Below are 24556 nucleotides of genomic sequence, written 5' to 3' on the forward strand. Positions count from 1 at the left end.
ACCTGAAGGTCGGGAGGGGGTCTCGCCATGGGCTGGATCAGTACATCGGGTGGGTATGCCGTCACTCTGGACGGCGCGCGGCTGCGCTGTCGGAACGCGGCAGGGCGCGAGCTGAAGCAGGTGCCCGCCAAGCTGCGGGACGACGCGGAGGTCGTACGGCTGCGGCAGTTGGCACAGTGGCTTGACCGGCACGAACGGGAGTGCCGGGAGCAGGTGGACACCTGGCTGGTGCGTTCGCTGCCGGTGCCCGCGGAGCTGCTGGCGCGGGTCTGGGCCGACACGGCGTGGCAGGGGGCGCTGCGGGACCTGGTGGTGGCGCCGGTGCGCCCCGACGGTTCCGCGGACCTGGCGCGCGCCGGGTTCCTGCGCGACGCGGACCCCGAGCGGGGTATCGGCGTGGTGGACCTCGACGGGGATTCGGTGCGGCTGGACGCCGGGTCGGTACTGATACCGCACCCGGTTCTCCTCGAAGACCTGGCGGAGCTGCGGGAGTTCGCGGCGGAGCTGGGCGTCGAGCAGGGGATCGAGCAGTTGTTCCGCGAGGTGTGGCCGATACCCGCCGAGCTGGACGGTGCGGCGCAGGAGTGGCGGGCCTACGCGGACGGGAAGTTCGAGGAGCTGCGCCACGCGACGGCGCGAGCGGTGTCGCACGGCTACCGGGTGCGCGGCGGGTCCGCCGTCTGCTCGCTGGTGGAGGACGGCCGTCCGCTGGAAGCGGCGTACTGGATCGGCGACGACTACCCGGAGGGCGAGGCCTGCACGGGCGGTCTGGAGTGGCGGGGCGCGGGCGGTCGGCGGCTGCCGCTGCGTGAAGTCGGGCCGGTGGCCTGGTCGGAGGGGGCGCGGATGGCCGCGCTGGTGTACGCGGGTCGTGTGGTGCGGGACGAGTCGGAGGGGGAGCTGTGAACGGACTTCTTGAGGCGGGGGCGGTGCTGCCCGCGGGTGGCGCCGAGGGCGACGCGCTGACGGCGCGGGCCTACGAGCATCCGGTGCTGGAGGGCCGCACGGTCGTGCGGCTGGTCCCCGAGGCGATCGGGCCGGCCGAGGATCTGGCCCTGGAGTACCTGGGGTTCGGCGCTGCCGCTCCGGTGGTGGTGGGCCGGGTGAAGCGCCGTTCGCTCGGCTTCCCCGCCTGGGCGCTGGTCAACGACCCGGCCAACGGTCACCATGCGCTGGCCGTGGTCAAGGAGATGGAGCGGCTGACCCGGCTCGTCACCAGTAAGCCGGGGCATGCCAAGGACGGCTTCGACGAGATCGGTGTGCGGCTCGACCGGTCGGTCCCGCACTTCCTGCCGACGTTCTACGAGCAGGTGGCGCGGCTGTTCCTCGCGGCGGAGTCGCAGCAGCAGGCGTCGACGTTCTTCGGGAAGGCGCGGGCCGCCGAGCAGCGGCACGCGCTGGAGGTCGACGAGGACCGGCTGCGCGAGGTGTTCCTGGAGTTCGCCGGGGCGGGCGCGCTCAGCGGCAAGGCGATGCGTGACCACGCGAAGGGCCTCGCGGAACGGCTGTCCGCGGAGGCGGCGTACGCGGAGTTCCGGACGCTCTCGGTGGAGCGGTGCGGGGCCGGACTCGCCCCGTACGCGGGCATGCTGGAGGATCTGCGGCGGCTCGCGAGGAGTGCGGGTCTCGACGCGCGGGCCGAGGAGCGGTCGGTGCTCGGCGAGATCATCCAGCTGGGCGGGATGAACCGCGCGGCGGCGAGCTTCTGGAAGTCGGCGCTGCCCGCGCTGGCGGAGGCCGCGGCCGGTGACAGGACTGTCCAGGAGCGGCTGTTGGCCCTGTTGCCGACCGCGGGCGGTGACTCCACGGCGGAGTTCGACGCGGCCTGGCTCGGCGTGCTGGAGACGTGCGGGGCCATCGATCTGCTGACCGACGGCACGGTGCCGGCCGCCGAGTGGCTGGCGTCCTGGGCGGCGCACCGGCAGCGCGGCTGGCGGCAGTCGAGGCGTCTTGCCGACGAGCTGGCACTGGTGGAGCGGCTGGCTCCACGGCTGATCGCGGACGGGACGCCGGTCGAGCTGGTCGGCGGGGGCCGCAGGCGTGCCGATGTGGATCTGGATCTGCTGGACACCTGTCTGGCGGCCGGAATCCCGGTCGCCGATCCGGTATCCGGGGCGCGACCGCTGGATCTGCGCGAGTGGCTGGCCGACGACGGGCCGGGCCGCCGGGATCTGGCCGTGCTCCTCTCGGACACCCGTTTCGTTCCGATGGTGCGGCAGGCGGTGGAGAACCTCGCGACGTACGGCGGCTCCGGGAACGGCCCGTCCGCACGGTTGGGGAAGGCGGCCGAACACCCTTCGCTGCACGGCGCGATGGCGGGCTGGCTCGACGACCGGGCCGAGGAGCTGGGGCAGCCCCTCGGGCTGCCCGGTCTGAACTCCCTGCTGTCCAGGGTCGCCCGGTTCTCCGCGCCTTCCGTGCTGGCCACATCGGAGGCCGCGACACAGCGGATCACCACCTTCGACCCGGTGCCGGTCCTCGGCCGTACGCTGCGGGCGGGCATCCTCGACGAGCTGGGCTGGCCCGCGCTGGAGCAGGCGCTGGGCACGCTCGGCGAGGTGGACGCCCCCACGCAGGGCGGGCGTTACTTCACCGCGCGCGACCGGTGGTACCGGGCCGAGGACGCCTGGCCGGCACTGGTCGTGCGCACCGGGCTCCAGGTCGCGCTGGCCGGACCCGACGCGGTGCTCGATCAGCGCACTCTCCCGATGCCCGGTCCGAACTCGCACGGCGAGCCGATCGTGCGCCATGTGGACGGACAGTGGCTGGTCGCCTCGTGGCACAACGGCGAGTGGCGGGCCACCTGGTCGGGACGCCAGGCCGACGTGTTCCGGCCGACGGGACTCGACGGCGCCGCATACACCGACCACACGGTCTCGCTGCCGCTGCCCGAGGGCGGACGCTGCTACGGCGGTCGCCCGGTGCACGCGGGCGACACCTCCTTCGCGGAGCAGCGCCGCGAGGTCGCCTCGGACGGCGTCTCGTACTGGGTGCTGCACGAGGGCCGTTGGTACGAGTACGACCCGCAGTCGGCGCGGCGCGGCCGGGCCTCGGTGCCCGCGGTCTTCGACGCGGCGCTCGCCCAGGCGCTCGCCGGTGCCGGATCCGGCACCGGAACACGCCTCGAAGAGCGGGCGAGCCAGCTACTGCCGGTCCCGCCGGGGCTCGAAGCTTCGCCGTTCGGCACAAAGGACGGGCTGCTGGGCTGGTCGGTGACGTACGAGGCGGATTCCGGCGCCCGGACGGCCTGTTCGGTCGACGGGACGCGCGGTCTGCCCACCACCGACGGCTACCCGGTGGCGCCGCTGCGGCTGCCCGCCGGTGCGGTGCTGCATCCGGTGCGTACGGGCCACGGCCGCGGAGTGGTCGAACTGCGCGACACGCAGGGCGTGGTGGTCGGCCAGGTGACGCCGCGCGAGGGCGGTGGCGTCCATGCGGCGGGCACCCGGTTCGTACCGCCGCTCTGGTACTGGCACGCGCTGCGGCCCCGTGACGAGCAGGGTTCCGCGGTCCTGCGGTCGGTGACCGACGCGGACGCGGCGGCGTTGCTGGCCGCTGTCGACGAAGGTCTTGACGCGGCCGGGGCGGTGGCCCGGGTGCTGCCCGGGATCACCGATCCGGCGCTGGCCGCCGGGGTGGCCGGGCTGGTGACGGAGACGGTGCGGTGCCGTGAGCGCATCGCCCAACTGGCCGAGCGGGCCGCCGCCCCGGCCCCCGCGAAGTCCACCCGCGTCGTACGGGCGGCACGGGACGGACTGCTGCTCAGGTCACTGGGCGGGCTGCTGGAGTCCGGCGGCTACTGGTCCAGCCATTCCGACGCCGAAGGCACCACGACGCTGGACCACCTCCACTTGTTCCAGGCGCTGCTGAACGAACCGCGGAGCGCCGCGACCACACAGGTGAACCTGGCGGACACCCGGGTCGAGTGGCAGCGGTTCATCGGCGAGGGTATGGCGACCGTGGCCTTGCGGGCCGTCTCGTCGGGTACGGACGCCGAGGAGCGGGCCGCGGCAGCCGAGTTCGTCGAGGCCGCGCTCGCCGCCGGGCCGGACGGGGACTCGCTGTTCGCCGACCCGCGCGGGCGGCTGCGCACGCTGCAGCTGTGCTCGCCCCCGATCGCCGGACACACGGGCATCGGAACGGTTCACCGCGCGGGGAACCGGCTGGTCCTGCTCACCAACTCGCAGTGGCACCGGGGTGACCGCAAACACTGGACGGCCGTCGAGTACGACCCGGCCGGGGAGTTCGGGCCGTGGGAGGGCTTCACGATCCATGAGTCGCAGGTGCACGGCGCGCCCGGCGACCCCGTGCGGGCACCCGCGCTGCGCAAGCTCCTCGCGCTCGCCGAAACCCGGGGGCCGCTGGCCTTCCGGCCCGAGCAGGCCATCGGGTTCGCCGAGGCCACCGGGGTGAGCGTGGGGGCGGCCCTGTTGCTGCTCCTGGGGCTCCCCCGGCTGCACGAGAGCGGCCGGGACGGGCTGCCGGGCGCCGCGTGGCTGGACCCGCTGGGGCTGAAGGTCACCCAGGTCAAGTCCGCCAGGGAGACCCTGCAGGAACTGCGGGGAGGACAACGGCGCCATTTCCCCGGGCTGCTGATTCCCACCGACCCCGAGGCGGTCGAGCCGCTCTGGGAGAGGGGGTTCGACCTGGGTCCCCTGACGCGCGCATGGATCGCGGTGCACGGCAAACAGCGGGCCGTGCCGCAGCCGTTGCTGGACCGGGCCGTACGGGAGGGCCTGGTGGCGGCGGAGGTTCAGCTGACGCTCAACCCACAGCTGGACATCCGGCTCCGGGGCCGCACCGTACAGCGGGTCGAGGACGGCGAGGTGACATGCGCGGAGCCGGCGAAACTGGTCGGCCTCCCGCACCTGCTCGGCCTGGCGACCCGGCTGCGCTGGCTGGCGTACCGGCTGCCGTACGGCGATGCGCTGCGGGCGGTGCTCCCTGAGACCCTGCGTGCGGTGCGCGACCGGCTGACCGATCCGGGGCTGCTGCTCCAGGTGGACCAGGGATGGACCCAGCCCGGCGTGCTCTCGCTCTCCGAGCGGGTCCGCGAGATGTACGCCATGCCGAAGACCGGCGGCGAGAACGCGGACGGGCTGGTGCCCGCGGGCCCCGCGCTGGTGCTGGGACCCAACCGGTACAGCGGCCTGTACGGCCGGGAGACGGTGTGGCTGCGGCCTGCCGCCCTGTCGGAGAGCAGTGCGGCGGCCGGGGACGACGCCGTGTCCGACAGCGGCGGCCCGGCGCTCCAGTTGGTGCTGGCAGCCGCCGACGACCCGAGGCCGCTGGGGGCGCTGCGCACTCTGCTGAGCCCGGAGTTCATGGATCTGCTCAGTGCCGACGGCCCGGCCGGGGCCCCGCAGGACCCGACGGTTTCGGCGCCGGGGCCGCTGTCGGACGCGGCTGACCGCTTCGGTCTGTCCCCCGACGCGGCGGTCGTCTATCTGATGCTGCTCGCACTGCCCGATCCGACCGACCGCAACCAGGCGGAGTGGACGGGCTGGAAGCCGGCCAGGCTGAAGCGCGCGCGGGCCGAACTGGCCGCCACCGACCTGGTCCTGGAGGCCAAGCGGGCACGTGCGGGGCGGTCGCTCTTCCTGCCGGGCGGCTGGCTGGAGCGCCGCACACCTCAACTGCCCCACGAGCTCTGGAAGACGGCGCTGCTCGCGGAGGCCGACGGCAGTTTCGAAGTGCCGGACATTCCGGTTCCCCAGCTGTACGAGCGGGCATGGCAGCGGGTCGTCGACGGCGACGCACCCGGGTTCGAGGAGTTCACGGGGCGCGAGCGCGGAAGAGGCAGGCGATGACGGAGACGACGGCCGGGACGATGACGGGGTCCGGCAGGCAGCTCGAACTGGCCGAGGAGCGCTACGCACGGGAACTGGAGTTCCTCGCGGTGTACGACGGCGGCCCGCGGCCACCGGGCTGGCGGCTCACGCCGCGCGCGGTGGTGCTGTTCGTCTGCGGTTCCGACGGCGAGGCCCTGCGCACGGCGGAGGGTGAACGGCTCTGCGTGTCCCGGAAGTTCGTGGGCGACCGGGCCCTGGTGGAGCGGTGCGTGGTAACGCTGGCGGGTGAGCGGGGCCTGCTGCTGGTGGGTGAACCCGGCACCGCCAAGTCGATGCTCTCCGAGCTGCTGTCCGCCGCCGTGTGCGGCACCAGCACCCTCACCGTCCAGGGCACGGCGGGCACCACGGAGGACCAGCTGCGCTACGGCTGGAACTACGCGATGCTGCTGGCCAAGGGCCCCAGTCGGGAGGCGCTGGTGCCCTCCCCCGTGCTGACGGCCATGACGCGCGGCGCCGTGGTCCGGATCGAGGAGGTCACCCGCTGCCTGCCCGAGGTACAGGACTCGCTGGTCTCCCTGCTCTCGGAGCGCCGGATGTCGGTCCCGGAGCTGGCGGGTGACGAGGGCGGCGACGGCACGGTGCATGCGGTGCCTGGCTTCACCCTGATCGCCACGGCCAACCTCCGGGACAAGGGCGTCTCCGAGATGTCGGCGGCCCTCAAACGGCGCTTCAACTTCGAGACGGTCGGCCCGATCGACGATCTCGACGCGGAGACGGCGCTCGTACGGAGCCAGGCGACGGCGGCGCTGGCGCGTGGCGGCGCCCCGTTCGGAGTCGACGACACGGTGCTCGAAGCGCTGGTCACCGCCTTCCGGGATCTGCGCACCGGGCGCAGCGCCGAGGGCTGGGAGATCGAGCGCCCGTCCACGGTCCTGTCGACGGCCGAAGCGGTGCAGGTCGCCGCGGCGATGGGGATAGGTGCCGCCTATCTCGGTGGCGGGCGCGATGTCGTACGGACCCTGCCGGGTCATCTGCTCGGCACGGTCCGCAAGGACGATCCGGCCGACCACGCCCGGCTGCTCGGCTACTGGGACGGCCCGGTCCGTCGGCGTGCGGAGGCCGGCGCTCCGCTGTGGCGCACCTTGTGGGAGCTGCGTGATGAGCTCACCTGAGGAGGCACTCGCCGCGCTGGCAGGGTGCCGTGCTCCGTATCTGATCGGGGTACGGCACCACTCCCCCGCGCTGGCGGCTGCCGTGCCCGCGATGCTGACGGCCGCCGCGCCCGAGGTGCTGCTGGTGGAGCTGCCGGAGGAGTTCGCACCCTGGCTGGAACACCTCGGGGACCCGGCGACGGTCCCCCCGGTGGCTCTGGCCGGGAGCGGCGGCGGGGGCGGGCTGGTCTTCCTGCCGTTCGCGGAGTTCTCCCCGGAGCTGGCGGCCATCCGCTGGGCCAGGGAGGCGGGGGTGCCGGTGGTGCCGTTCGATCTTCCGTTGTCCGTACGGGAGTTGGGCGCACGGGAGTCGGAGGTCCGGGAGTCGGAGGTCCCGGAATCGGAGGTCCCGGAGTCGGAGGTCCCGCAGTCGGAGGTCCCGGAGTCGGAGGTCCGGGCCGAGAAGACCGATGGCTCCCGGAGCGGGCAGCTGACGGCCGCGCTGCGGGCGCGGGCCGGCGGGCGGCCCGGGGACGATCTGTGGGACCGCCTCGTCGAGGCCGTGGCTCCCGGCGCCGCACCGGAGGCGCTGCGTCGTGCCGCGCTACTGGTCGGCTGGGCGCTGCGTACCGACGCGGGCGAGGTGGACCCGTACGACCTGCGGCGCGAGGAGAACATGCGGCAGCGGCTGGCCGAGCACGCGGGACGCCGGACGGCTGCGGTGGTCGGCGCGTTTCACGGACCCGCGCTGACCGGCGGGACGCCCCCCGTCGACGCTGCCCACGCTCCGCTCCGGACGCCTCTCCCCGATACCGCTCGCGGTGCGGACCCGGACGCCGTGGTGACCTCTCTGGTGCCGTACGCCTACCCGCTGCTCGACGAGCGCTCCGGTTACCCCGCGGGCATCCGGGACCCCGAGTGGCAGCGCGGAGTCTTCCTCGCCGGGGGCGAACCCGCCCTGCTGGACGAGCTGTTGACCGCGACGGCGGTCCGTGTCTGCGCTGCGGTACGGGCCGCCGGGCACCCGAGTGGACCTGCCGACGCACGGGAGGTGGTGCGCGTCGCGCGTGACCTGGCGACGCTGCGCGGGCTCCCGGCCGCCGGACGCGGTGAGCTGGTCGAGGCGGCCCAGACCGTGCTGACCCAGGGGCAGTTGCTCGGTCGTGGCCGGGTCGTCGCCGCCGCCATGGAGCGGACCCTGGTCGGCGACCGGCAGGGGCGGCTGGCCCCGGGCACGCCCCGGTCCGGGCTGGCACCCGCCGTGGAGGCGCTGCTCGTCGAGCTGGCCCTGCCCGGCCCCGATGCCCCCGGGAGACGCGAACTGCGGCTCGACGCGCTCCGCTCCGGCCCGGACCGCCGGCGCGAGGTCCTTCTGCGGCGCCTCACGGCCTGCCGTGTCCCGTACGGGGAGGAGACCCGGGTCACCGGGGCGGGCGACGCGGTCGCGCTGACCACCCGCTGGACGGTGACCTGGTCTCCGGCGACGGCCGCGATGCTCGATGTCGCGGGTGTCCACGGGGTCACGCCGGAACAGGCCGCGGCCGGAATGCTGCGCCGTCGGCGCACCGCCGAACGGCAGCAGGGCGGACCGACCGCTGCCGAGGTCCTCGCCGGGCTGTCGGAGGCGGCGCACTGCGGGCTTCCGGGCCTTGCCGCAGAGCGCCTGGCCGAGACCGCCGAGCTGCTGCCCCGCACCGGTACGCTCTCCGAACTGCTGGACGGAATGGCCCTGTTGGACCGGATCGGTGCGGGCCATGTGCCGGGCCTGCCCAACGGCTGGGAGACCTCCGCGGTGGCATCGGCGTACGAAGAGGTCGCCGCGGCCGGGGTCCGGGCGCTCGACGGGCTGGCAGGTTCCACCGAGCCGGACGACGCCCGCGCACTCGTCTCGCTCGCCACCCGGGCCACCGGTTCGGACGGCGGGCTGCGCCTCACCGACGCGGTCGCCCGCCTGGAGTCGGACGCCACCCCGCTCATCCGCGGGGCCGCGGGCGCCGCACGGGTGCTGCTCGGCCAGCGGGACGCGGGCGAGTTCGGCCGACGGCTCGCGTCTCGGGTCGACAGCGCGTCCACGGCCGAACTCCGCGCGGACCTGGCGTCGTTCCTGCGCGGCGTACTGCTCGCCGCGGGGCCGCTCCTGGAGACGGGGCAGGCACTGGACCCGCTGGCCGAGCGGGTCGAGGCCCTCCCGGACCGCCCGTTCCTGGACCGGCTGCCCGCACTGCGGGCCGGTTTCGACACCTTGGCACCGGCTGCGCGGGCCCGGCTGCTGGCGACGGTGGAGGACCGTACGGGCATCGCGACGGGCACCCTTCCCGCATCGGTCTCCGACCCGGTGGCCCTGGCGCGCCTCGCCCTGGCAGATCTGGCGGGCCGTGAAGCGCTGCTGACAAGGGAGTTGGTGGTTCGCGGGCAGACGGAGGGACCGACCGGACCGGGCGGTGCGCCTGCCGCAACGATCACAGGCACACCGTCCGCCCTCGTACCCGCCGCTTTCGGGCCCACAGTTTTCGTGCCCACCGCAGGCACACCCACCGCACGCACAACCACCGCACGCACAACCACCGTCCCCGCACCGGTCGTTCACCGTTCGGCGGACGCGCTCACGCCTGCTGAACGGTGGCGGCTCCTGCTGGGACAGGGGCGGGGAATGACAGGCCGTGCGGGCCGGCTGGCCGCCGCGCTCGACGAGTTGTACGGCCGGGGCCGCGGTGAAGGGGCACGCGGTGAGGACGGCGGTGGAACCGGCGGCGGCGCCGAAGCCTCGTACCCCGATGTGCGGACCTGGTCGGAGGAGCTGTCCGCGCTGTTCGGGCCCGGAGTGCGCGAAGAGGTGCTCGCCGCTGCCGCCGACGCGGGACGGCTCGACGCCGCCCTGGAACTCGATCCGGGGTCGGCCCGCCCGTCCGTGGAACTGCTGCGCACCGTCCTGTCGTACGCGGGTGGCATGCCCGAGCAGCAGCTCTCCCGGCTGCGGCCCCTGGTCGCCCGGCTCGTACGGGAGCTGACCGAGGCCCTGGCCTCCCGGTTGCGGCCCGCGCTCACGGGCCTCGCCCATCCGCGCCCCACGTACCGCCCCGGCGGTCCGCTCGACCTGGGCCGCACGCTGCGCGCGAACCTGGCGACCGCGCGCCGCGACCCGGACAGCGGGGCGGTGACCGTGCTCCCGGAGCGGCCGGTCTTCCGTACCCGCGCCCGCAAGTCCGCCGACTGGCGCCTCGTCCTGGTCGTCGATGTCTCCGGGTCCATGGAGGCGTCGACGGTCTGGGCGGCGCTGACCGCGTCCGTGCTGGCCGGTGTTCCGGCGTTGAGTACCCACTTCGTCGCCTTCTCCACCGAGGTCCTCGACCTGACCGACCAGGTGGAGGACCCGCTGAGTCTGCTGCTGGAGGTCAGCGTCGGCGGTGGTACGAGCATCGCGCGCGGCCTGCGCCACGCCCGCGAGCTGGTGACCGTGCCCTCGCGCACGCTGGTGGTGCTGGTCAGCGACTTCGAGGAGGGCGGCCCCGTCGGACCGCTCCTCGGCGAGGTGCGGGCCCTGGTGGACGCGGGCTGCCATGTCCTGGGCTGCGCCTCGCTCGACGACGAGGGGCGGCCCCGCTATGCGGCAGGCGTGGCCTCCCAGTTGGTGGCGGCCGGAATGCCGGTCGCGGCGCTGAGCCCCTTGGAGCTGTCCCGCTGGGTCGGCGAGCGCGTAGGAGGTACGCACCGATGACCGCACTCCCTCCGGTGAGCACCGAGGTGGCGGCTGCCGCCCTCGACCTGCTGCCTGCCCGGCTGCGCAAACGCCTCGACGGAGCGGTGGCGAAGGCAGCCGGGTGGCCGGTACAGGTGGTCGCCGACGGGCTGGTCGTCAGAGTGGCCGAGGACACGGCGGTCACGCTGGTACTCAGCCCGGCGGGGATCGTGGCGGACGCGGACGACGCGGTCTGCTCATGCCTGCTGGCACCGGCCTGCCTGCACCGGGCGGCCGTGCTGTCGAGCGCCCCACTGGCCGAACCGCACGCGGAAGCAGAACACGAGGAGGTAGAACACGAGGAAGCTGACGGGAACGAGAGCACGGGGCCGGGGCCGGGGCCGGAGGCCGCGTCGACGACCGATCGCACCGGGTCGCCCACCCCGGAGCACACCAGGCCACCCACGCCGGAACAGGAGCCCCAGCCGTACCCGGGCGCCGACGGAACCCCCGGCGTCCCAGCGGCAGCGCACGCCCTGCGGGAGGCGGGAACGGAGGTGCTGAGTACGGGAGTTACCGGAGCAGGCGCACACCACCGCGCCCAACTGCTCCATGCGGCGCACTCCGCGCGCCTCGCCGGGCTCCACGAGGAATCGGCCACCGCCGTGCGGATCGCCCGCCATCTCGGGGCCGCGCGGGAGAACGACCCGGCGTTCCGGCTGGCGGAGCTGACCGACGAGCTGACCGGGCTGCTCGACGCCGTACGGCGGCCGGGGCGCGCCACGGCCGCCCGGCGCGACTACCGCCCCGGCGGACCGCTGCGGCTGCACGGTCTGTTCACCGAACCGGTGGTCACCGCGTCCGGTTACTCCGGCGCCACCACCCATGCGCTGGCCCCCGACGGGACCCTGCGCACGCTCTCGGACATCGCGCCCGGCGGCCCCGGCCGCGCCGTGCAGGCCGCGGGCTCATCCGTGCCCGGCGGCTGTGCGCTCCCGCTGCGCGAACTGGGCGCGGGAGGCGGGGTCATCCTCACCTCGCCCACGGTCTCGGCGGACGGCCGGATCGGCGGCGGAAAGCAGGTCCGTTCCGTCCGGGCGTCCGGCGCCGAGTGGCACGAGGCACCGCTCGACGCGCTCTGGCAGCAGCCGCCCTCCGCCCAACTCGCCGCGGTTCTGGGGGCTCCGGCCGCGAGCCCCGCGGGCGGCGGGCTGCTGTTCCTCGACGGGACGCTCACCACCGACGGAGCGCTCGCGGTCACCCGGGGCCCGGTGCTGCGTCTGCTCGCCCCGGACGAGCGGCCGGAGTTGCCGTACGCCGAGAATCTGCGCCTGCTCACCTCGTATCCCGGTCTTCCGCTGCGGCTGATCGGCCGGATACGGCAGGACCGGCCGGGCGGTATCAGCGTTCTGGCCGCTTCGTGGACGGCCACGGACGGCAGCGAGTTCCGTGCCGATCTGGGGCTGCGCCGGCTGAACCGTGCACAGTTGCCCAGCGTGGTCCCCCCGTCCGGGAGCATGACCGGCACGCCCCTGGTGCTCCCGGTCGAGCTGGACCTGCTCCGGCGCGCGGTGGACCGTACGGTCGCGGGCGGACGGCCAGTCGCGGCGGCGGACGACGAGCTGCCCGGCCGGCTGCGAGCCGCGGGTCTGACCACGGGCGCCGACTGCGCACACGCCCTGACCGAGGCGGCAGCGGCCCGCCACCACGACGTGCTCGGCCGGCTGCTCCCCACCGACAAGGACGCGTTCGCGACCGCGTGGCTCGCCACCGCCCTGTATGCGCGGGCAGCGGTCGCAGCACTGCTGGTGGCCGCCTGGACAGCCTGATGGCGGCGCCCCCGGACACGCCCGCGCCGAGAGGGCGCGTCCGGCCCGCGCCCGTACCGAGGGGGCCCGTCCGGCCGCGCCCGTGCCGAGGGGCCGTTCAGCCCTGGCGGTGCCGGGCCGGGCCCGGTAAGTTGGCGATCTTCGGCTGGCGCAAGCGCGCTCCCGGAGTCCTCGAAGGCGACCAGTCACGATGAACCTCGATCAGCCCCACGCCCGGCTTCGCCTCGACGCCGCACTGGACGGCCTGGCCGTCACCTTCCGCGGGATGACCGCCCGCCCCGATGAGCACAACTGCGAGTGCCACTGGGGCAGCGCGGAGGAGCTCGCCCAGCTCAAGGTGCCCGACACCGAGCTCGACCCCGACCTCCTGCAACGCACCTGGGGGGCCATCGACTGGAGCGACCACGCGTCCGTACTCCGCCGGATCCTGCCCCAGTTCGCCACGAGTCTCGCCAACGGTCACCTCACGCCCTCCTTCGACACGGAATCGGCCGGGCGCTCGTTCGCTCTCGGCCACTGGCAGCAGTGGCCTGCCGAGCAGGCCGCGGCCGTCCGGGAATTCCTGCAGGCGTGGTGGGCGCACACGCTCACCGATCCGGATCCCGCGGTGCCCGCGTACGACGTGCTCGTGCTGAACACCGAGGCGTCCGCCACGCTCGGCCCGTGGCTCGCCATCTGGGAAGAGCTGAGCGGCCCCGTCCCCGACCAGCACCTGGCCGACGCGGTTGCGCACTGGGAGCGCGAGCTGCTCGATGACGAACTTCCCTGGCACGCCTGGTACGCCTGGGAGAACGAGGAAGAGCTACGCGTCGAGCTGACGGCCTGGCTGGTCCGCCACGCTCCCGCCCGGCTCCGCGCCCACGGCGTGTCCGAGGAGCTGCTCCACCGGATACGGCTGCTCGGTATGACCGGCCCGGACCGCTGGGAAGACCCCCACTGGCCAAGTCGCTCTTACCGATCCACTACCGATCGCCAGTGATCCGCTACTGATCCGCCGAACCGCGCGGCGCTCCGCCAGCGGCGGCACCGGACACCCCCGGTCCGCCTCCACGGCCCCGCTCAGGCCCCTTCCCACCCCCTGCCGAGCCCGGCCCCGCTCCCGGGTCGCCGGGCCGTCCACATCGGAGGAACGTGGGAAGGGAGCCCGACCGAGGAGAAGACCGATGGCCAAGGTGACCGCCAACATGTCCATGTCGCTGGACGGGTTCGTCTCCCACCCCACCGACGGGGTCGACCAGCTCTTCCAGTGGTACGGGAACGGAGATGTCCCGGTCGAGTCCGCCAGCCCGGACATCTCCTTCCGGATGTCCGCACCGTCCGCCGAGCGGATGAAGCGCGCGCTGGAGGAGATCGCCGTGCTCGTCTACGGGCGGCGTACGTTCGACGAGGCGGGTGGCTGGATCGGCGGGCACCCCATGGGTAAGCCCGTCGTGGTCGTCACCCACAGCGTCCCGGACGGCTGGCCCCGCGCCGATACCCCCGTCACCTTCGTCACCGACGGCATCGAGAGCGCGATAGCGCAGGCCAAGGCGACCGCGGGTGAGAAGACCGTCGCGGTCGGAAGCGCCGATCTGACCCAGCAGTGCCTCAACAACGGGCTGCTGGACGAGCTGGACATCGATCTGGTGCCGCTGCTGCTCGGTGAGGGGATCCGGTTCCTCGACAACCTCGCCGAAGCGCCGCGCGTGCTGCGGGGGCCGACGGTGGTGGAGGGTACGGGCGTGACACACCTGTCATACACCGTGCACTGACCCGCCCACGGGCACCGGGAACGGTGACCGATGCGAACCGAACGTGCGTCCTGAGCGTCCGACAGGTCAGGGGCCGGAACCACCGGCGCCAGGACGTCAGCAGAACATCAGCCAGCACAGGACGTCAGCACACGACGCCAGCAGAACATCATCAGCATCGGAGCGGACCGGCCGTCGCGACAGCCGTGACGTGACGTGACGGGGGGACATCCATGCGCGGGCCACAGCTGTCGAAGCAGCAGGTGAAACGACGCCTGACCATGGCGTCGTTGCGGCTGCCGCGTCTTCCGAGGACGCGGCGCGGCCGACGGCGCGCCGTCCAGGCCACCGTGCTCGGATGTGTGCTGGCCCTCGCCCCCGCCACCTGGATGTTCGCCACCACCGGCGACCGGATACGCACGGCGGCCGACGTCCCGTCCGCCGATGTCGCCGTCGTCTTCGGCGCCGGACTCCAGCAGGGCGAACCGTCGCCGTACCTCGCACACCGGCTCGACGCCGCTGTCGGCCTCTACCGCGCGGGAAAGGTGAAGGTGGTCCTGGTCACCGGGGACAACAGCCGGACCGAATACGACGAACCGGACGCCATGCGCGCCTACCTGGTGAAGCACGGGGTGCCGGACCGCAAGGTGGTCAGCGACTTCGCCGGGTTCGACACCTGGGACTCCTGTGTCCGGGCGAAGAAGATCTTCGGGGTCGACCGGGCCGTCCTCATCAGCCAGGGCTTCCACATCCGCCGGGCCCTCGCGCTCTGCGAATCAGCGGGAATCGAGTCGTACGGCGTCGGGGTGAACGCCGTGCACGACGCGACCTGGTACTACGGCGGCGCCCGGGAGGTGCTGGCCGCGGGGAAGGCTGCCGTCGAGGCCACGTTCAAGCCCGACCCGCACTTCCTCGGCCCCCGCGAGAAGGGTGTCGCGCAGGCGCTGGGGCGCTGACGCCGACCGGCCCCGGCCCCGTACGACCAGCCCGCGCCACACCCGACTCGCCCGCGCCACACCCACCAGCACCGCACCCGACCCACCCGCACCACGCCCGCGCCGCAGGCGACCCGCACGGGTGGACACCGCGTGGCGCGTCAGCCTCCGTACGGGCGCACCGCCTTCGCGTCCCGCAGCGCGTGCGCCCACCAGACGAGCTGGTCGAGCATCACCCCGGCCGCCGCGTCGGCGGCTTCGGGGTTCTTGTGCGTGCCGTCCTCGTCGAAGTGCCCGTGGGCGTGGTGGAAGCTGACCGTGTCCCGGACGGTGACCGCGTGCATCTCGGCGAATACCTGGCGCAGTTGCTCGACCGCGCGCAGCCCGCCGGAGACCCCGCCGTACGAGACGAAGGCGACCGGCTTGGCCTGCCACTCGGTGAAGTGCCAGTCGATGAGGCTCTTGAGGGACGCGGGGAAGGAGTGGTTGTACTCGGGGGTGAGGACGACGAAGGCGTCTGCGGCTCCCAGTTTCGGGGAGATCCGGCCCAGCACGTCGCGCACGTCGGGCGACGGTTCGGACGAGAGGGCGGTCGGCAGGTCGGTCTCGGCCAGGTCGACGACGTCGACGGTCAGATCGGGTCGGTCCGCGTGGGCGAGAAACCAGTCGGCGACAGTTCCCGCGAAGCGGCCCGAGCGGTTGCTGGCGATGATGACAGCCAAGTTCAAGGGGTGTGTGGTGAGGTCCATGCGGTGAGCGTCATACATCAAGCGTGATTGAGGTCAAGCCGTCACGCGGGTCGCGGTGCAGCCGGACGGCTGGTTGACGCCGAGCTGCCGTCGGGGACGGGCCGTCGGCGCAGGTGACTTCGGTACCCCGACCGAAAATCCGATCGCCGACTCGTACCGTGTTCCCATGCACATCGAGATCGACGGCCGCCCCGTCCCGGATGAGTCCCTCCGTACGCCCGCCCTGGACAACTACGGGCATTTCACGGCCATGCAGGTCAGGGACGGCCGGGTGCGCGGTCTCGGCCTGCACCTCGCCCGGCTCGACTCGTCGACACGTGAGCTGTTCGGCGCGGGGCTCGACGGCGAGCGCGTACGGGAGTTGATCCGGCACGCTCTGGACGGCGCGGGCGTACGGGACGCCTCGACGCGGGTGTACGTGTACTGGCCCGACGGGGACGGGACGGCGACCGTGATGGTCACCGTCCGCCCGCCCGCCGTGATGCCCGACGCCCCGCAGAGCCTGATGTCCGTCCCGTACGAGCGGCCCGTGCCCCACATCAAGCATCTGGGCGGATTCGCCCAGGTCTACTACGGCAAGGCCGCGGTGCGCGCGGGCTTCGACAACGCCCTGCTGACCGGCCCCGGCGGGGTGATCGCCGAGGGTGCGGTCACCAACATCGCCTTCTGGGACGGCACTTCGGTCGTCTGGCCGGACGCGCCCGCCCTCCCGGGGATCACCATGGGCCTGGTCGAGCCACGGCTGCCGTCTGTACGGCGCCGGGTGACCCTGGGCAGCCTGAGTGCGTACCGGGCGGTCTTCGTCTCCAACTCGCAGGGCATCGCGCCGGTGCGCAGGATCGACGACACCGAGTTCGCCGTGGACACGGATCTGATGAGGACGGTGGCCGGGGTGTACGACAGCACCCCCTGGGACGAGATCTAGCCTTCCCGGCAGGTCAAGGGCCAGGGTTCGGATCAGGCCGACGCACTGATGATCTCGTCGGTGACCCACCGTGCGACACCGGAGGGGTAGGGCGCCGACAGCCCGAGGACGATGTGGCTGAACCCCGCGTCGATCGCTTCACCGATCGCGGCCCGCGTGACGGCGGGCCGGTCGTAGGAGACGGGCAGGAAGATCGAGCGGGTGACCGAGGCGGGGTCGCGGCCGATCTCGGCGCAGTAGCGGTCCAGCAGCGCGCTGCGCCGGACGACGTCGTCGATGTCGCCGCCCGGGATGTTCCACAGATCGGCGTGTTCGGCGACCACGCGCAGCGTCGAGGACGCGCGTCCGCCGATGAGGATCGGCGGGTGGGGGCGCTGGACCGGTTTGGGGTTGCCGAACGCTCCGGTGAGGTGATGGTAGGTGCCCTGGAAGTCGAACGGTTCCGTCCCGGTCCACAACCGCCGGATGATCGTGCAGGCTTCGGCGAGGCTCCCCACGGCGTCCGCGGAGTCACGGAAGGGCAGGCCGTGCGCTTCGTACTCACGCCGGGCCAGCGGGTGGCCGGGGCGTGAGCCCACGCCGATGCCGAAGTCGAGCCGTCCGCCGGAGACGATGTCGACGGTCGTGGCGATCTTGGCCAGCACCGCGGGTGGCCGGAAGCGGTTGCTGGTCACGAGGAGTCCGAGCCGCAGCCGTCGGGTCTGTGCGGCGAGGGCCGAGAGCAGTGTCCAGCCCTCGTACGTCGGTCCGCCCGGGTCGCCGCCGATCGGCATGAGGTGATCGAAGAGCCACGCGTGCTCGATCTCCGGGATGGCGTCCGCCTCGCGCCAGACCCGCAGGATGTCGTGGTAATCGACCTGCGAGGGCGGGGTCATGATCCCGAAACGGGGCCGGGGTGTGTGCGTCATGGAATCGTTGGTCCTTTCGACACCGGCGGCGCCGACCGGGCGCACGACCGAGGTTCAGGCAGAACGTGGAACACGGTCCCACCGGGCACCCGCGCGATTCCGCAGGCTCGCGAGCCACGGGTGCCACAGGTGCCACGGGTGCCACGGGTGCCACGGGTGTCACTGGCGCCACAAAAGCCACTGGCGCCACAGGAGCCGGCGGGAGGGCTCGACGTTCAGCGGCGCCGCAGCGAGGGGTCGAGCAGCGCGGGCGGAGCGTCGTTCTTCTCGTGCGCGGCCAGGTCGACGCCAGGGGCAACGATCGTGTCGATCGCGTCGAGCACGTCGGCTGAGAGCACGGTGTCGGCGGCGGCGAGCTGCGAGTGCAGATGGTCCAGGGTGCGGGGGCCGATGATCGCGCCCGTCACAGCGGGGTGCGCGGTCACGAAGCCGAGCGCGAGCTGGATCAGCGTCAGACCGGCCTCGTCGGCGACCCCGGCCAGTTTCTCGACCGCGTCGAGCCTGGCCCGGTTGGCCGGGACGGTGGTGTCGAAGCGCTGCGGCATGAACGCGGAGCGATGGGTGGTGATTTCCCGGCCCTCGCGGATCGCACCCGACAGCCAGCCGGAGGCCAGCGGGCTCCACGCCAGTACACCGAGCCCGTACTGCTCGGTCACGGGCAGGACATGGGTCTCGATCCCGCGCTGCAGGATCGAGTAGTTGGGCTGCTCGGTGACGTAACGGCTCAGGCGGTTGTCCCGGGCGGCCCACTGCGACTGCACGAGGCGGTACGCGGGGAAGGTCGAGGAGCCGAAGTAGCGGATCTTCCCCGCGCGTTGCAGGTCGGTCAGGGCCGACAGCGTCTCCTCGTCACTGGTGCTCGGGTCCCACCGGTGGATCTGGTAGAGGTCGATGTGATCGACACCGAGGCGGCGCAGGCTGTCGTCCAGCGCGGTGACCAGCCAATGGCGCGAGCTGCCCCGATGGCTGCGCTCGCCATCCATCGGCAGACCCGCCTTGGTGGCCAGCACGATGTCGTCGCGGCGGCCTGCGATGGCCTTGCCTACCAGCTCTTCCGACTCGCCGCCGCTGTACACGTCGGCGGTGTCGATGAGGTTGATCCCGCCCGCCAGGGCGGCGTCGACGACGGCGGTGACCTCTTCCTGGGTGGTGTGCCCGATCCTGCCGAAGTTCATCGCGCCGAGCGCGAGGGAGCTGACCTGTACGCCGGTGCGACCCAAGGTGCGGTACTGCATGACCCTGTTCCTCCATTGCGAATGATGTGGATGATGCCGATGAAGGTGCCGGTGGAGCGGGGCGACGTGGCACGGCTTGGCCGCCGGGCCCCTGCTCTGACATCATGAGCAAGCGGAACCTTGCTCCGCTTAACGATACGGAACACTGTTCCGCTTTGGCAAGCCCCATTTGCCAAGCCCCACGACGAGGAACCAGCCCCACGACGAGGAACCAGCCCGGTGACGAGGAACAAGCCCGGCCGCAAAGGGAGCAGCACGGTGACGAAGGGAGCAGCACGGTGAACGACAGCGACGAGGGCACGGACACCCCGGCCCGGCCCCGGCGGGCGGACGCCCGGCGCAACAAGGAGGCGCTGCTCGACGCGGCAGCGACGGTCTTCGTCACGTCAGGCGTGGAAGCTCCGGTACGCGACATCGCGGCGGAGGCCGGAGTCGGGGTGGGCACGATCTACCGCCACTTCCCGACGCGGGCGGACCTCATCATCGCCGTCTACCGGCACCAGGTGGAGGCCTGCGCCGAGGCCGGTCCGGCTCTGCTCGCGACCAGCGCGACTCCGCACGCCGCCCTGGGGCAGTGGATCAACCTCTTCGTCGACTTCCTGGTCACCAAGCACGGACTCGCCGCCGTACTGCAGTCCGACAACGCAGGCTTCGAGACCCTGCACGCCTACTTCCTCGACCGCCTGCTGCCCGTGTGCACCCAACTGCTCGACGCCGCAGCCGATTCCGGCGAGATCCGGCGCGATCTGGAGGCCTACGCACTCATGCGCGGCGTCGGGAACCTCTGCATCGGCGCCGAACACGACCCCCGCTACGACGCACGCCTGCTGGTCGAGCTCCTCATCGCAGGACTACGCCGGCCGCGGTGACCAACGGCGGGGTGGCCGGGTACGGGCGGCGCGCTCAGGCCCACTGGTCGAACGCCAGCTTCGCCACCAGGGAGAAGACCACCACCAGCAGCACTCCCCGGACGAACTCGCTGCCCTTCCTGAGTGCCATCCGTGCGCCCAGCAGGCCGCCCGCCAGATTGAACACCGCCATCAGCGCGGCCAGTTGCCAGAGCACCGTGCCCTGGTAGGCGAACATCGCCAGCGCGCCCAGGTTGGTGCAGACGTTGACGATCTTGGCGGTGGCCGACGCGGTCACCAGATCGAGGTGGAGTACGGCAGTGAGCGCCAGCACCAGGAAGGTCCCGGTACCGGGGCCGAACAGCCCGTCGTAGAAGCCGATCCCGCCCCCGACCAGAACGATCGCCATGACGATCCTCCTGCGGGTGGCGGGCCCGTCCGGCCGGGCCGTGCCGAATGACGGGCGCAGCATCACGAAGGCCGCGACCAGGAGCAGCACCACCATGATCACGGGCCGGAGCACCGCGCTGCTGATCCCGGCCGCGAAGAACGCCCCGGTCATGGACCCGGCGAGAGCGACAGCCCCGATCCGGATCGCCAGCTTCACATCCACCGGCGCCTTGCGTACGTACGTCACGGCCGCGCCCGAGGTCCCGACGATCGCCACCGCCTTGTTGGTACCGAGCACCTGCGCGGCGGGGACGTGCGGAAGGCCGAGCAGCAGCGCGGGCAGAAGCAGCAGCCCGCCGCCGCCCACCACCGCGTCGATCCACCCGGCCGCTGCGGCGGCGACGCAGAGGACGACAAGCATGGTCAGAGATATGTCGGGCATGACCGCGACCCTAGTGCCGTTCCCGGCAAGCATCGCCGGTCGCGGCCCCGGACCGGTCCCGGGCCGTGTCGGCACGTACCTGCCGGCGTACGCGCGAAGGGCGACCGGGCAGGATCCACCGAACAGGTCCCAAGCGTCGGACCGGGCGGTCCTAAGCGCCGGAGGAGTCCTCCAGGTACCGCAGCACCGCGAGCACCCGGCGGTGCCCCGGCTCGGACGACGGCAGGTCCAGTTTGGTGAAGATGTTCGCGATGTGTTTCTCCACCGCCCGCTCCGACACGACGAAGGACTCCGCGATGGTGCGGTTCGTCAGCCCCTGGGCCATCAGCCCGAGCACCTCCCGCTCGCGCGGGGTCAGCGCGGCCAGCGCGGAGGTACGCCGGGCGGCGCCGAAGAGCTGGGCGACGACCTCCGGGTCTAGTGCCGTGCCGCCGGACGCCACCCGGTGCAGGGCGTCGACGAACTCGCCGATGTCCACGACCCGTTCCTTGAGCAGATAGCCGACGCCGCCACCGCCACCGCCCAGCAGCTGCGCCGCGTACTTCGTCTCCACGTACTGGGAGAAGATCAGCACCCCGACCCCGGGGGACGAACGGCGGATGGTGACCGCGGCCCGCAGCCCCTCGTCGGTGTGGCCGGGCGGCAGCCGGATGTCGATCACGGCGGCGTCCGGACGGTGTTCGCCGACCGCGGCGAGCAGCGCCTCCGCGTCCTCGACCGCCGCGGCCACCTCCACCCCGCGCAGCGTGAGCAGCTGGACCAGGCCGTCACGCAGGATCGCCGAGTCCTCGGCTATGACGACGCGCATGGGCCCTGCCTCTGTCCGGCCTCGGAAAGGCCTTGGTGATAGGGGAGTTCGACGGTCACCACCGTAGGCCCTCCCGCCGGGCTCTCGCAGGTGAGTGTGCCGTCGACGGTACGGACCCGGGCCAGCAGCCCGGCCAGCCCGCTGCCCGCGCCGATCACCGCTCCCCCACGCCCGTCGTCCCGTACGGACAGCCGGAGGGATCCTTCCCCGGAGCGAGCGACGACCGTGATCTCCGAGGCTCCGCTGTGCTTGGCGGCGTTGGTGAGCAGCTCGGCCGTGCAGAAGTACGCGATGGACTCCAGTGCCGGAGAGGGCCGTTCGGGGATGTCGGCGGTGACGGTCACCGGCAGGGCGCTGTCCGCGGCGAGGGTCGCGAGCGCGGTGTCCAGGCCCTGGTCGAGCACCGGCGGATGGATGCCCTTCACCAGCAGACGCAGTTCGGCGATGGTCTGCTTGGCGTGGGTCTGCGCGGTGCCGACAACGGTGAGCAGCTGGTCGCGGCCCGCGTCGGCCGTGACCAGCTCGCCGATCAGTGTGAGGTGCATGCCCAGGCCGACGAGCCGCGCCTGGGTGCCGTCGTGCAGGTCCCGTTCGATGCGCCGGAGGGTGGCCGCCGCGTCGTCGACGGCCTGCGCGCGGGTCTCCTCCAGGGTGCGGATGCGCTGTCCGGCGGCGTCGGGGCCGAGGAGGGAGCCCAGCAGCCGGCCGTGCGGGACGAGGGAGCGGCGGACCAGCCACGGGGCGAGGAGGAGCAGTACGGCCCCGACGGCCACGACGAGCAGCCAGCGGGGCCAGGAGTCGAACTGGACGCCCGCTACCTCCAGCGATACCCGGCGCACCGAACCGTCGGGCCGGTGGACGGTGGTGTAGTTCCAGCGCTCGACCAGTGGGTGCAGGACGAACAGCAGCCCGTACACGTACCCGCACGCCACTGCGGCCAGGGGCGGTACGGCGGTCAGCGGCGCGGCCAGCGCACAGCCCACCGCCCGCCAGGCGGCCCGGTCACCGAGCACGGCCCGCCGCCAGCCGAGGGCGCCGGGCTGCCGACTACGGACAGGCGGATCGATGGGGGTGTCCAACAGGCGTGCGGACAGCCCTCGTTGGAGAGTTCCGATGGCGAGCGCACCCCGTGCCGTCAGCGCGATCAGCCACGGCCCGACGGCCGTGACCGACAAGGCTGCGCCGACGAGCAGCCCGGAGAGTACGAGCACCATGCCCAACAGGGCGATGGGCAGGGCCAGTACGGCGTAGAGCACTGCACGCGGACGCTGTTGCATGGGGTTCGATCCTAGACGGGCCGTCGCAGTCGGCCTCAGAGCTGATGGATCACGGGCACGGACAGCAGGGCGCACACGGCGGCGATGCCGAGCGCGATCCACGTGTGGCGGGCGAGGCCGGTGCGGTCGGCGCCGAGGAACCCGCTCACCAACCGCGTCTGGAGGGCGGTGAATCCCCTGGCGACCCAGGGCGTGAGGAAGAGGAAGGTCACCCCGCCGCCCACCGCGTGCACCGCCCAGGCACCCGCCATGGTGGGTCCTCCCCAGGAGTGGGAGGGGTCGCCGTCGGTCCGCAGCGGAAAGCCGAAGTTGATCACCACGATGGTCCAGAAGTAACCGCAGACCGTGAGGGCGACGAGGTTGAGCGGGCTGCTGACCACGGCGTGCACGAGCGCGAGAGGCCCCGTACGCGCGGGCTCCCCCGCGTCCACCCGCAGCAGCCGGCGGGCGAGGCCGCGCTGGATGCGGCCGACCGGTCCGCCGGCCAGGGCGAGCGGAATGCACAGGAGGGTGACAGGGAGGGCGAGCACGATGTACGCCATTCGCCGCCAGGTCTCCGCCCGGAACGGCTCCCGCAGGACGATGCGGACACGGTCGGCGGGGCCGGCGCTGGAAACGGCGGGCGCGACCGGCCCGGCGGCGGCCGGGCTGCTGCTGCCGCCGCGAGGGGCGACTGACTGCTGTGTGAGGTCCATGCACCAAGACTCGCGACCGGACAGCCGCTGATCGATCGTGCCTGCACGGAAGCAGAGGGTTCGGTTTGCCCCACCCCTGGTCGCCGACCACCGAAGCCACCGACCACCGAGGTCACCCCGGCGGCGTCGCCGCCCGACGGCGGCGCCCCGGCCGTACGCTGAAGTCATGACCAAGGGCTGGAACGCGAACGACATCCCCGATCAGAGCGGACGCACCGCAGTCGTCACCGGAGCCAACAGCGGCATCGGTCTCGTCACCGCGCGGCAGCTGGCCCGGCACGGTGCCCGGGTGATCCTCGCGTGCCGCAGTGAGACCCGCGGCAAGGAGGCGGAGTCCCTGATCCGGCGCGAGGTGCCCGGCGCGCAGGCCGAATGCGTACCGCTGGATCTCGCGGATCTCTCGTCGGTACGGGAGTTCGCCTCCGGCCTTCCCGCCGAGCGCCTCGATCTGCTCGTCAACAACGCGGGCGTCATGGCCCTGCCGTACGGCCGGACCGCTGACGGTTTCGAGACACAGTTCGGCGTCAACCACCTCGGCCACTTCGCCCTCACCGGGCTGCTGCTGCCCCGGCTGCTGGCCACTCCGGGCTCGCGGGTGGTCAGCGTGTCCAGCGGCCTCCACGCGCTCTCCAACATCGACATCAACGATCTCAACAGCGAGGGGAACTACCGGCGTTGGATCGCCTACGGCCGCGCCAAGACGGCGAATCTGCTCTTCATCCATGAGCTGTCCCGCCGCCTCTCCGCCGCCGGGTCGGGCACGGTCGCAGCCGCCGCGCACCCCGGTTACGCGCGCACCAACCTCCAGACGGCCGGGGTGCGGATGGAGGGCCGCAAGGCCGCCGAGCGGCTGGTCGAACTCGGCAACGGGCTGCTCGCCCAGCCCGCCGAGGTGGGCGCCCTGCCCTCGCTGTACGCGGCCACCGCGCCCGGCGTCCGGCCCGATTCCTTCACCGGCCCGAGGATCCTCGGCTGGCGCGGCGCCCCCGCGCCTTCCTGGCGGGCGAAGTGGGCGACGAACGATGTGGCGGGCGAGCGGCTCTGGGCGGCCTCGGAGCAGCTCACCGGGGTGTCGTACGGAGACCTCGACACCTGAGCGCTCCCTACCGGTTCCGACATGCCCGCGCAACACCCCTGTCGTAATCCCGCACCATGGTTGATCGTTG

Annotated in this window: 18 protein-coding genes; 11 read left to right on the top strand and 7 right to left on the bottom strand. The window is 72.9% G+C overall.

Going from position 1 to position 24556, the window contains the following annotated elements:
• Positions 1-27: 27 nt before the first annotated feature.
• The 8 genes from NBY69_RS03745 (at position 28) to NBY69_RS03780 (ending at position 15134) form a co-directional block, all read left to right on the top strand.
• The gene (locus tag NBY69_RS03745) at positions 28-906 is read left to right on the top strand and encodes a DUF4132 domain-containing protein (protein WP_250298203.1); all 879 of its coding nucleotides are present in this window, start codon (positions 28-30) and stop codon (positions 904-906) included.
• Positions 903-5810, top strand: coding sequence for a hypothetical protein (locus NBY69_RS03750; RefSeq protein ID WP_250298204.1), 4908 nt, complete (start codon positions 903-905; stop codon positions 5808-5810). The genes NBY69_RS03745 and NBY69_RS03750 overlap by 4 nt, the downstream gene beginning before the upstream one ends.
• Positions 5807-6964 (top strand): AAA family ATPase, encoded by a 1158-nt coding sequence (locus NBY69_RS03755; protein WP_250298206.1) that lies wholly within the window; start codon positions 5807-5809, stop codon positions 6962-6964. Before NBY69_RS03750 ends, NBY69_RS03755 begins: the two co-directional genes overlap by 4 nt.
• Complete coding sequence (locus tag NBY69_RS03760) at positions 6951-10658, top strand: DUF5682 family protein (RefSeq protein ID WP_250298208.1); 3708 nt, start codon at positions 6951-6953, stop codon at positions 10656-10658. Before NBY69_RS03755 ends, NBY69_RS03760 begins: the two co-directional genes overlap by 14 nt.
• Entirely contained in the window at positions 10655-12448 is a 1794-nt protein-coding gene (locus NBY69_RS03765) for a hypothetical protein (protein WP_250298211.1), read from the top strand. Before NBY69_RS03760 ends, NBY69_RS03765 begins: the two co-directional genes overlap by 4 nt.
• Before the next feature lie 190 nt (positions 12449-12638).
• Positions 12639-13427, top strand: coding sequence for a hypothetical protein (locus NBY69_RS03770; protein ID WP_250298213.1), 789 nt, complete (start codon positions 12639-12641; stop codon positions 13425-13427).
• Between the two features lie 184 nt (positions 13428-13611).
• Positions 13612-14199, top strand: coding sequence for a dihydrofolate reductase family protein (locus NBY69_RS03775; protein ID WP_250298214.1), 588 nt, complete (start codon positions 13612-13614; stop codon positions 14197-14199).
• Positions 14200-14411: 212 nt separating this feature from the next.
• Positions 14412-15134: a vancomycin high temperature exclusion protein gene (locus NBY69_RS03780; protein WP_250298216.1), complete on the top strand. Its 723-nt coding sequence runs from the start codon at positions 14412-14414 to the stop codon at positions 15132-15134.
• 140 nt (positions 15135-15274) lie between these two features.
• On the opposite strand, the gene NBY69_RS03785 is transcribed toward NBY69_RS03780, so the two are convergent.
• Positions 15275-15862, bottom strand: a complete 588-nt coding sequence (locus NBY69_RS03785) for an NADPH-dependent FMN reductase (RefSeq protein WP_250298217.1) — start codon at positions 15860-15862, stop codon at positions 15275-15277.
• Positions 15863-16028: 166 nt separating this feature from the next.
• On the opposite strand from NBY69_RS03785, the gene NBY69_RS03790 reads away from it, so the two are divergent.
• Positions 16029-16787 carry an aminotransferase class IV family protein gene (locus NBY69_RS03790; RefSeq protein ID WP_250298219.1) on the top strand — a complete coding sequence of 253 codons (759 nt, stop codon included), beginning with the start codon at positions 16029-16031 and terminating at the stop codon, positions 16785-16787.
• A gap of 32 nt (positions 16788-16819) precedes the next feature.
• Here NBY69_RS03790 and NBY69_RS03795 read toward each other — a convergent pair whose 3' ends face one another.
• Both NBY69_RS03795 and NBY69_RS03800 read right to left on the bottom strand, forming a co-directional pair.
• Positions 16820-17695 (bottom strand): LLM class flavin-dependent oxidoreductase, encoded by an 876-nt coding sequence (locus NBY69_RS03795; RefSeq protein WP_250298221.1) that lies wholly within the window; start codon positions 17693-17695, stop codon positions 16820-16822.
• A gap of 215 nt (positions 17696-17910) precedes the next feature.
• Complete coding sequence (locus NBY69_RS03800; RefSeq protein ID WP_250298223.1) at positions 17911-18930, bottom strand: aldo/keto reductase; 1020 nt, start codon at positions 18928-18930, stop codon at positions 17911-17913.
• 278 nt (positions 18931-19208) lie between these two features.
• Here NBY69_RS03800 and NBY69_RS03805 point away from each other — a divergent pair, with 278 nt between their 5' ends.
• The gene (locus tag NBY69_RS03805) at positions 19209-19799 is read left to right on the top strand and encodes a TetR/AcrR family transcriptional regulator (RefSeq protein ID WP_250298225.1); all 591 of its coding nucleotides are present in this window, start codon (positions 19209-19211) and stop codon (positions 19797-19799) included.
• Positions 19800-19833: 34 nt separating this feature from the next.
• On the opposite strand, the gene NBY69_RS03810 is transcribed toward NBY69_RS03805, so the two are convergent.
• The 4 genes from NBY69_RS03810 to NBY69_RS03825 form a co-directional block, all read right to left on the bottom strand.
• The gene (locus tag NBY69_RS03810; protein ID WP_250298226.1) at positions 19834-20610 is read right to left on the bottom strand and encodes a TSUP family transporter; all 777 of its coding nucleotides are present in this window, start codon (positions 20608-20610) and stop codon (positions 19834-19836) included.
• A 151-nt stretch (positions 20611-20761) separates the two neighbouring features.
• Complete coding sequence (locus tag NBY69_RS03815; RefSeq protein ID WP_250298228.1) at positions 20762-21418, bottom strand: response regulator transcription factor; 657 nt, start codon at positions 21416-21418, stop codon at positions 20762-20764.
• Positions 21403-22695, bottom strand: coding sequence for a sensor histidine kinase (locus NBY69_RS03820; RefSeq protein WP_250298229.1), 1293 nt, complete (start codon positions 22693-22695; stop codon positions 21403-21405). Before NBY69_RS03820 ends, NBY69_RS03815 begins: the two co-directional genes overlap by 16 nt.
• 35 nt (positions 22696-22730) lie before the next feature.
• Complete coding sequence (locus NBY69_RS03825; protein ID WP_250298231.1) at positions 22731-23390, bottom strand: hypothetical protein; 660 nt, start codon at positions 23388-23390, stop codon at positions 22731-22733.
• A 166-nt stretch (positions 23391-23556) separates the two neighbouring features.
• Here NBY69_RS03825 and NBY69_RS03830 point away from each other — a divergent pair, with 166 nt between their 5' ends.
• Positions 23557-24486: an oxidoreductase gene (locus NBY69_RS03830; RefSeq protein WP_250298232.1), complete on the top strand. Its 930-nt coding sequence runs from the start codon at positions 23557-23559 to the stop codon at positions 24484-24486.
• The last annotated feature ends 70 nt before the right edge of the window (positions 24487-24556 follow it).

The organism is Streptomyces sp. A 4/2, assembly GCF_940670765.1.
Taxonomy (GTDB): domain Bacteria; phylum Actinomycetota; class Actinomycetes; order Streptomycetales; family Streptomycetaceae; genus Streptomyces.

What these genes read in the sequence shown, in the direction of transcription:
- NBY69_RS03765 (WP_250298211.1), top strand. Translation starts at nt 10,655, where the DNA reads ATGACCGCACTCCCTCCGGTGAGCACCGAGGTGGCGGCTGCCGCCCTC.
- NBY69_RS03760 (WP_250298208.1), top strand. Translation starts at nt 6,951, where the DNA reads ATGAGCTCACCTGAGGAGGCACTCGCCGCGCTGGCAGGGTGCCGTGCT.
- NBY69_RS03775 (WP_250298214.1), top strand. Translation starts at nt 13,612, where the DNA reads ATGGCCAAGGTGACCGCCAACATGTCCATGTCGCTGGACGGGTTCGTC.
- NBY69_RS03800 (WP_250298223.1), bottom strand. Translation starts at nt 18,930, where the DNA reads ATGCAGTACCGCACCTTGGGTCGCACCGGCGTACAGGTCAGCTCCCTC.
- NBY69_RS03745 (WP_250298203.1), top strand. Translation starts at nt 28, where the DNA reads ATGGGCTGGATCAGTACATCGGGTGGGTATGCCGTCACTCTGGACGGC.
- NBY69_RS03785 (WP_250298217.1), bottom strand. Translation starts at nt 15,862, where the DNA reads ATGGACCTCACCACACACCCCTTGAACTTGGCTGTCATCATCGCCAGC.
- NBY69_RS03795 (WP_250298221.1), bottom strand. Translation starts at nt 17,695, where the DNA reads ATGACGCACACACCCCGGCCCCGTTTCGGGATCATGACCCCGCCCTCG.
- NBY69_RS03755 (WP_250298206.1), top strand. Translation starts at nt 5,807, where the DNA reads ATGACGGAGACGACGGCCGGGACGATGACGGGGTCCGGCAGGCAGCTC.
- NBY69_RS03780 (WP_250298216.1), top strand. Translation starts at nt 14,412, where the DNA reads ATGCGCGGGCCACAGCTGTCGAAGCAGCAGGTGAAACGACGCCTGACC.
- NBY69_RS03815 (WP_250298228.1), bottom strand. Translation starts at nt 21,418, where the DNA reads ATGCGCGTCGTCATAGCCGAGGACTCGGCGATCCTGCGTGACGGCCTG.
- NBY69_RS03810 (WP_250298226.1), bottom strand. Translation starts at nt 20,610, where the DNA reads ATGCCCGACATATCTCTGACCATGCTTGTCGTCCTCTGCGTCGCCGCC.
- NBY69_RS03770 (WP_250298213.1), top strand. Translation starts at nt 12,639, where the DNA reads ATGAACCTCGATCAGCCCCACGCCCGGCTTCGCCTCGACGCCGCACTG.
- NBY69_RS03830 (WP_250298232.1), top strand. Translation starts at nt 23,557, where the DNA reads ATGACCAAGGGCTGGAACGCGAACGACATCCCCGATCAGAGCGGACGC.
- NBY69_RS03790 (WP_250298219.1), top strand. Translation starts at nt 16,029, where the DNA reads ATGCACATCGAGATCGACGGCCGCCCCGTCCCGGATGAGTCCCTCCGT.
- NBY69_RS03820 (WP_250298229.1), bottom strand. Translation starts at nt 22,695, where the DNA reads ATGCAACAGCGTCCGCGTGCAGTGCTCTACGCCGTACTGGCCCTGCCC.
- NBY69_RS03825 (WP_250298231.1), bottom strand. Translation starts at nt 23,390, where the DNA reads ATGGACCTCACACAGCAGTCAGTCGCCCCTCGCGGCGGCAGCAGCAGC.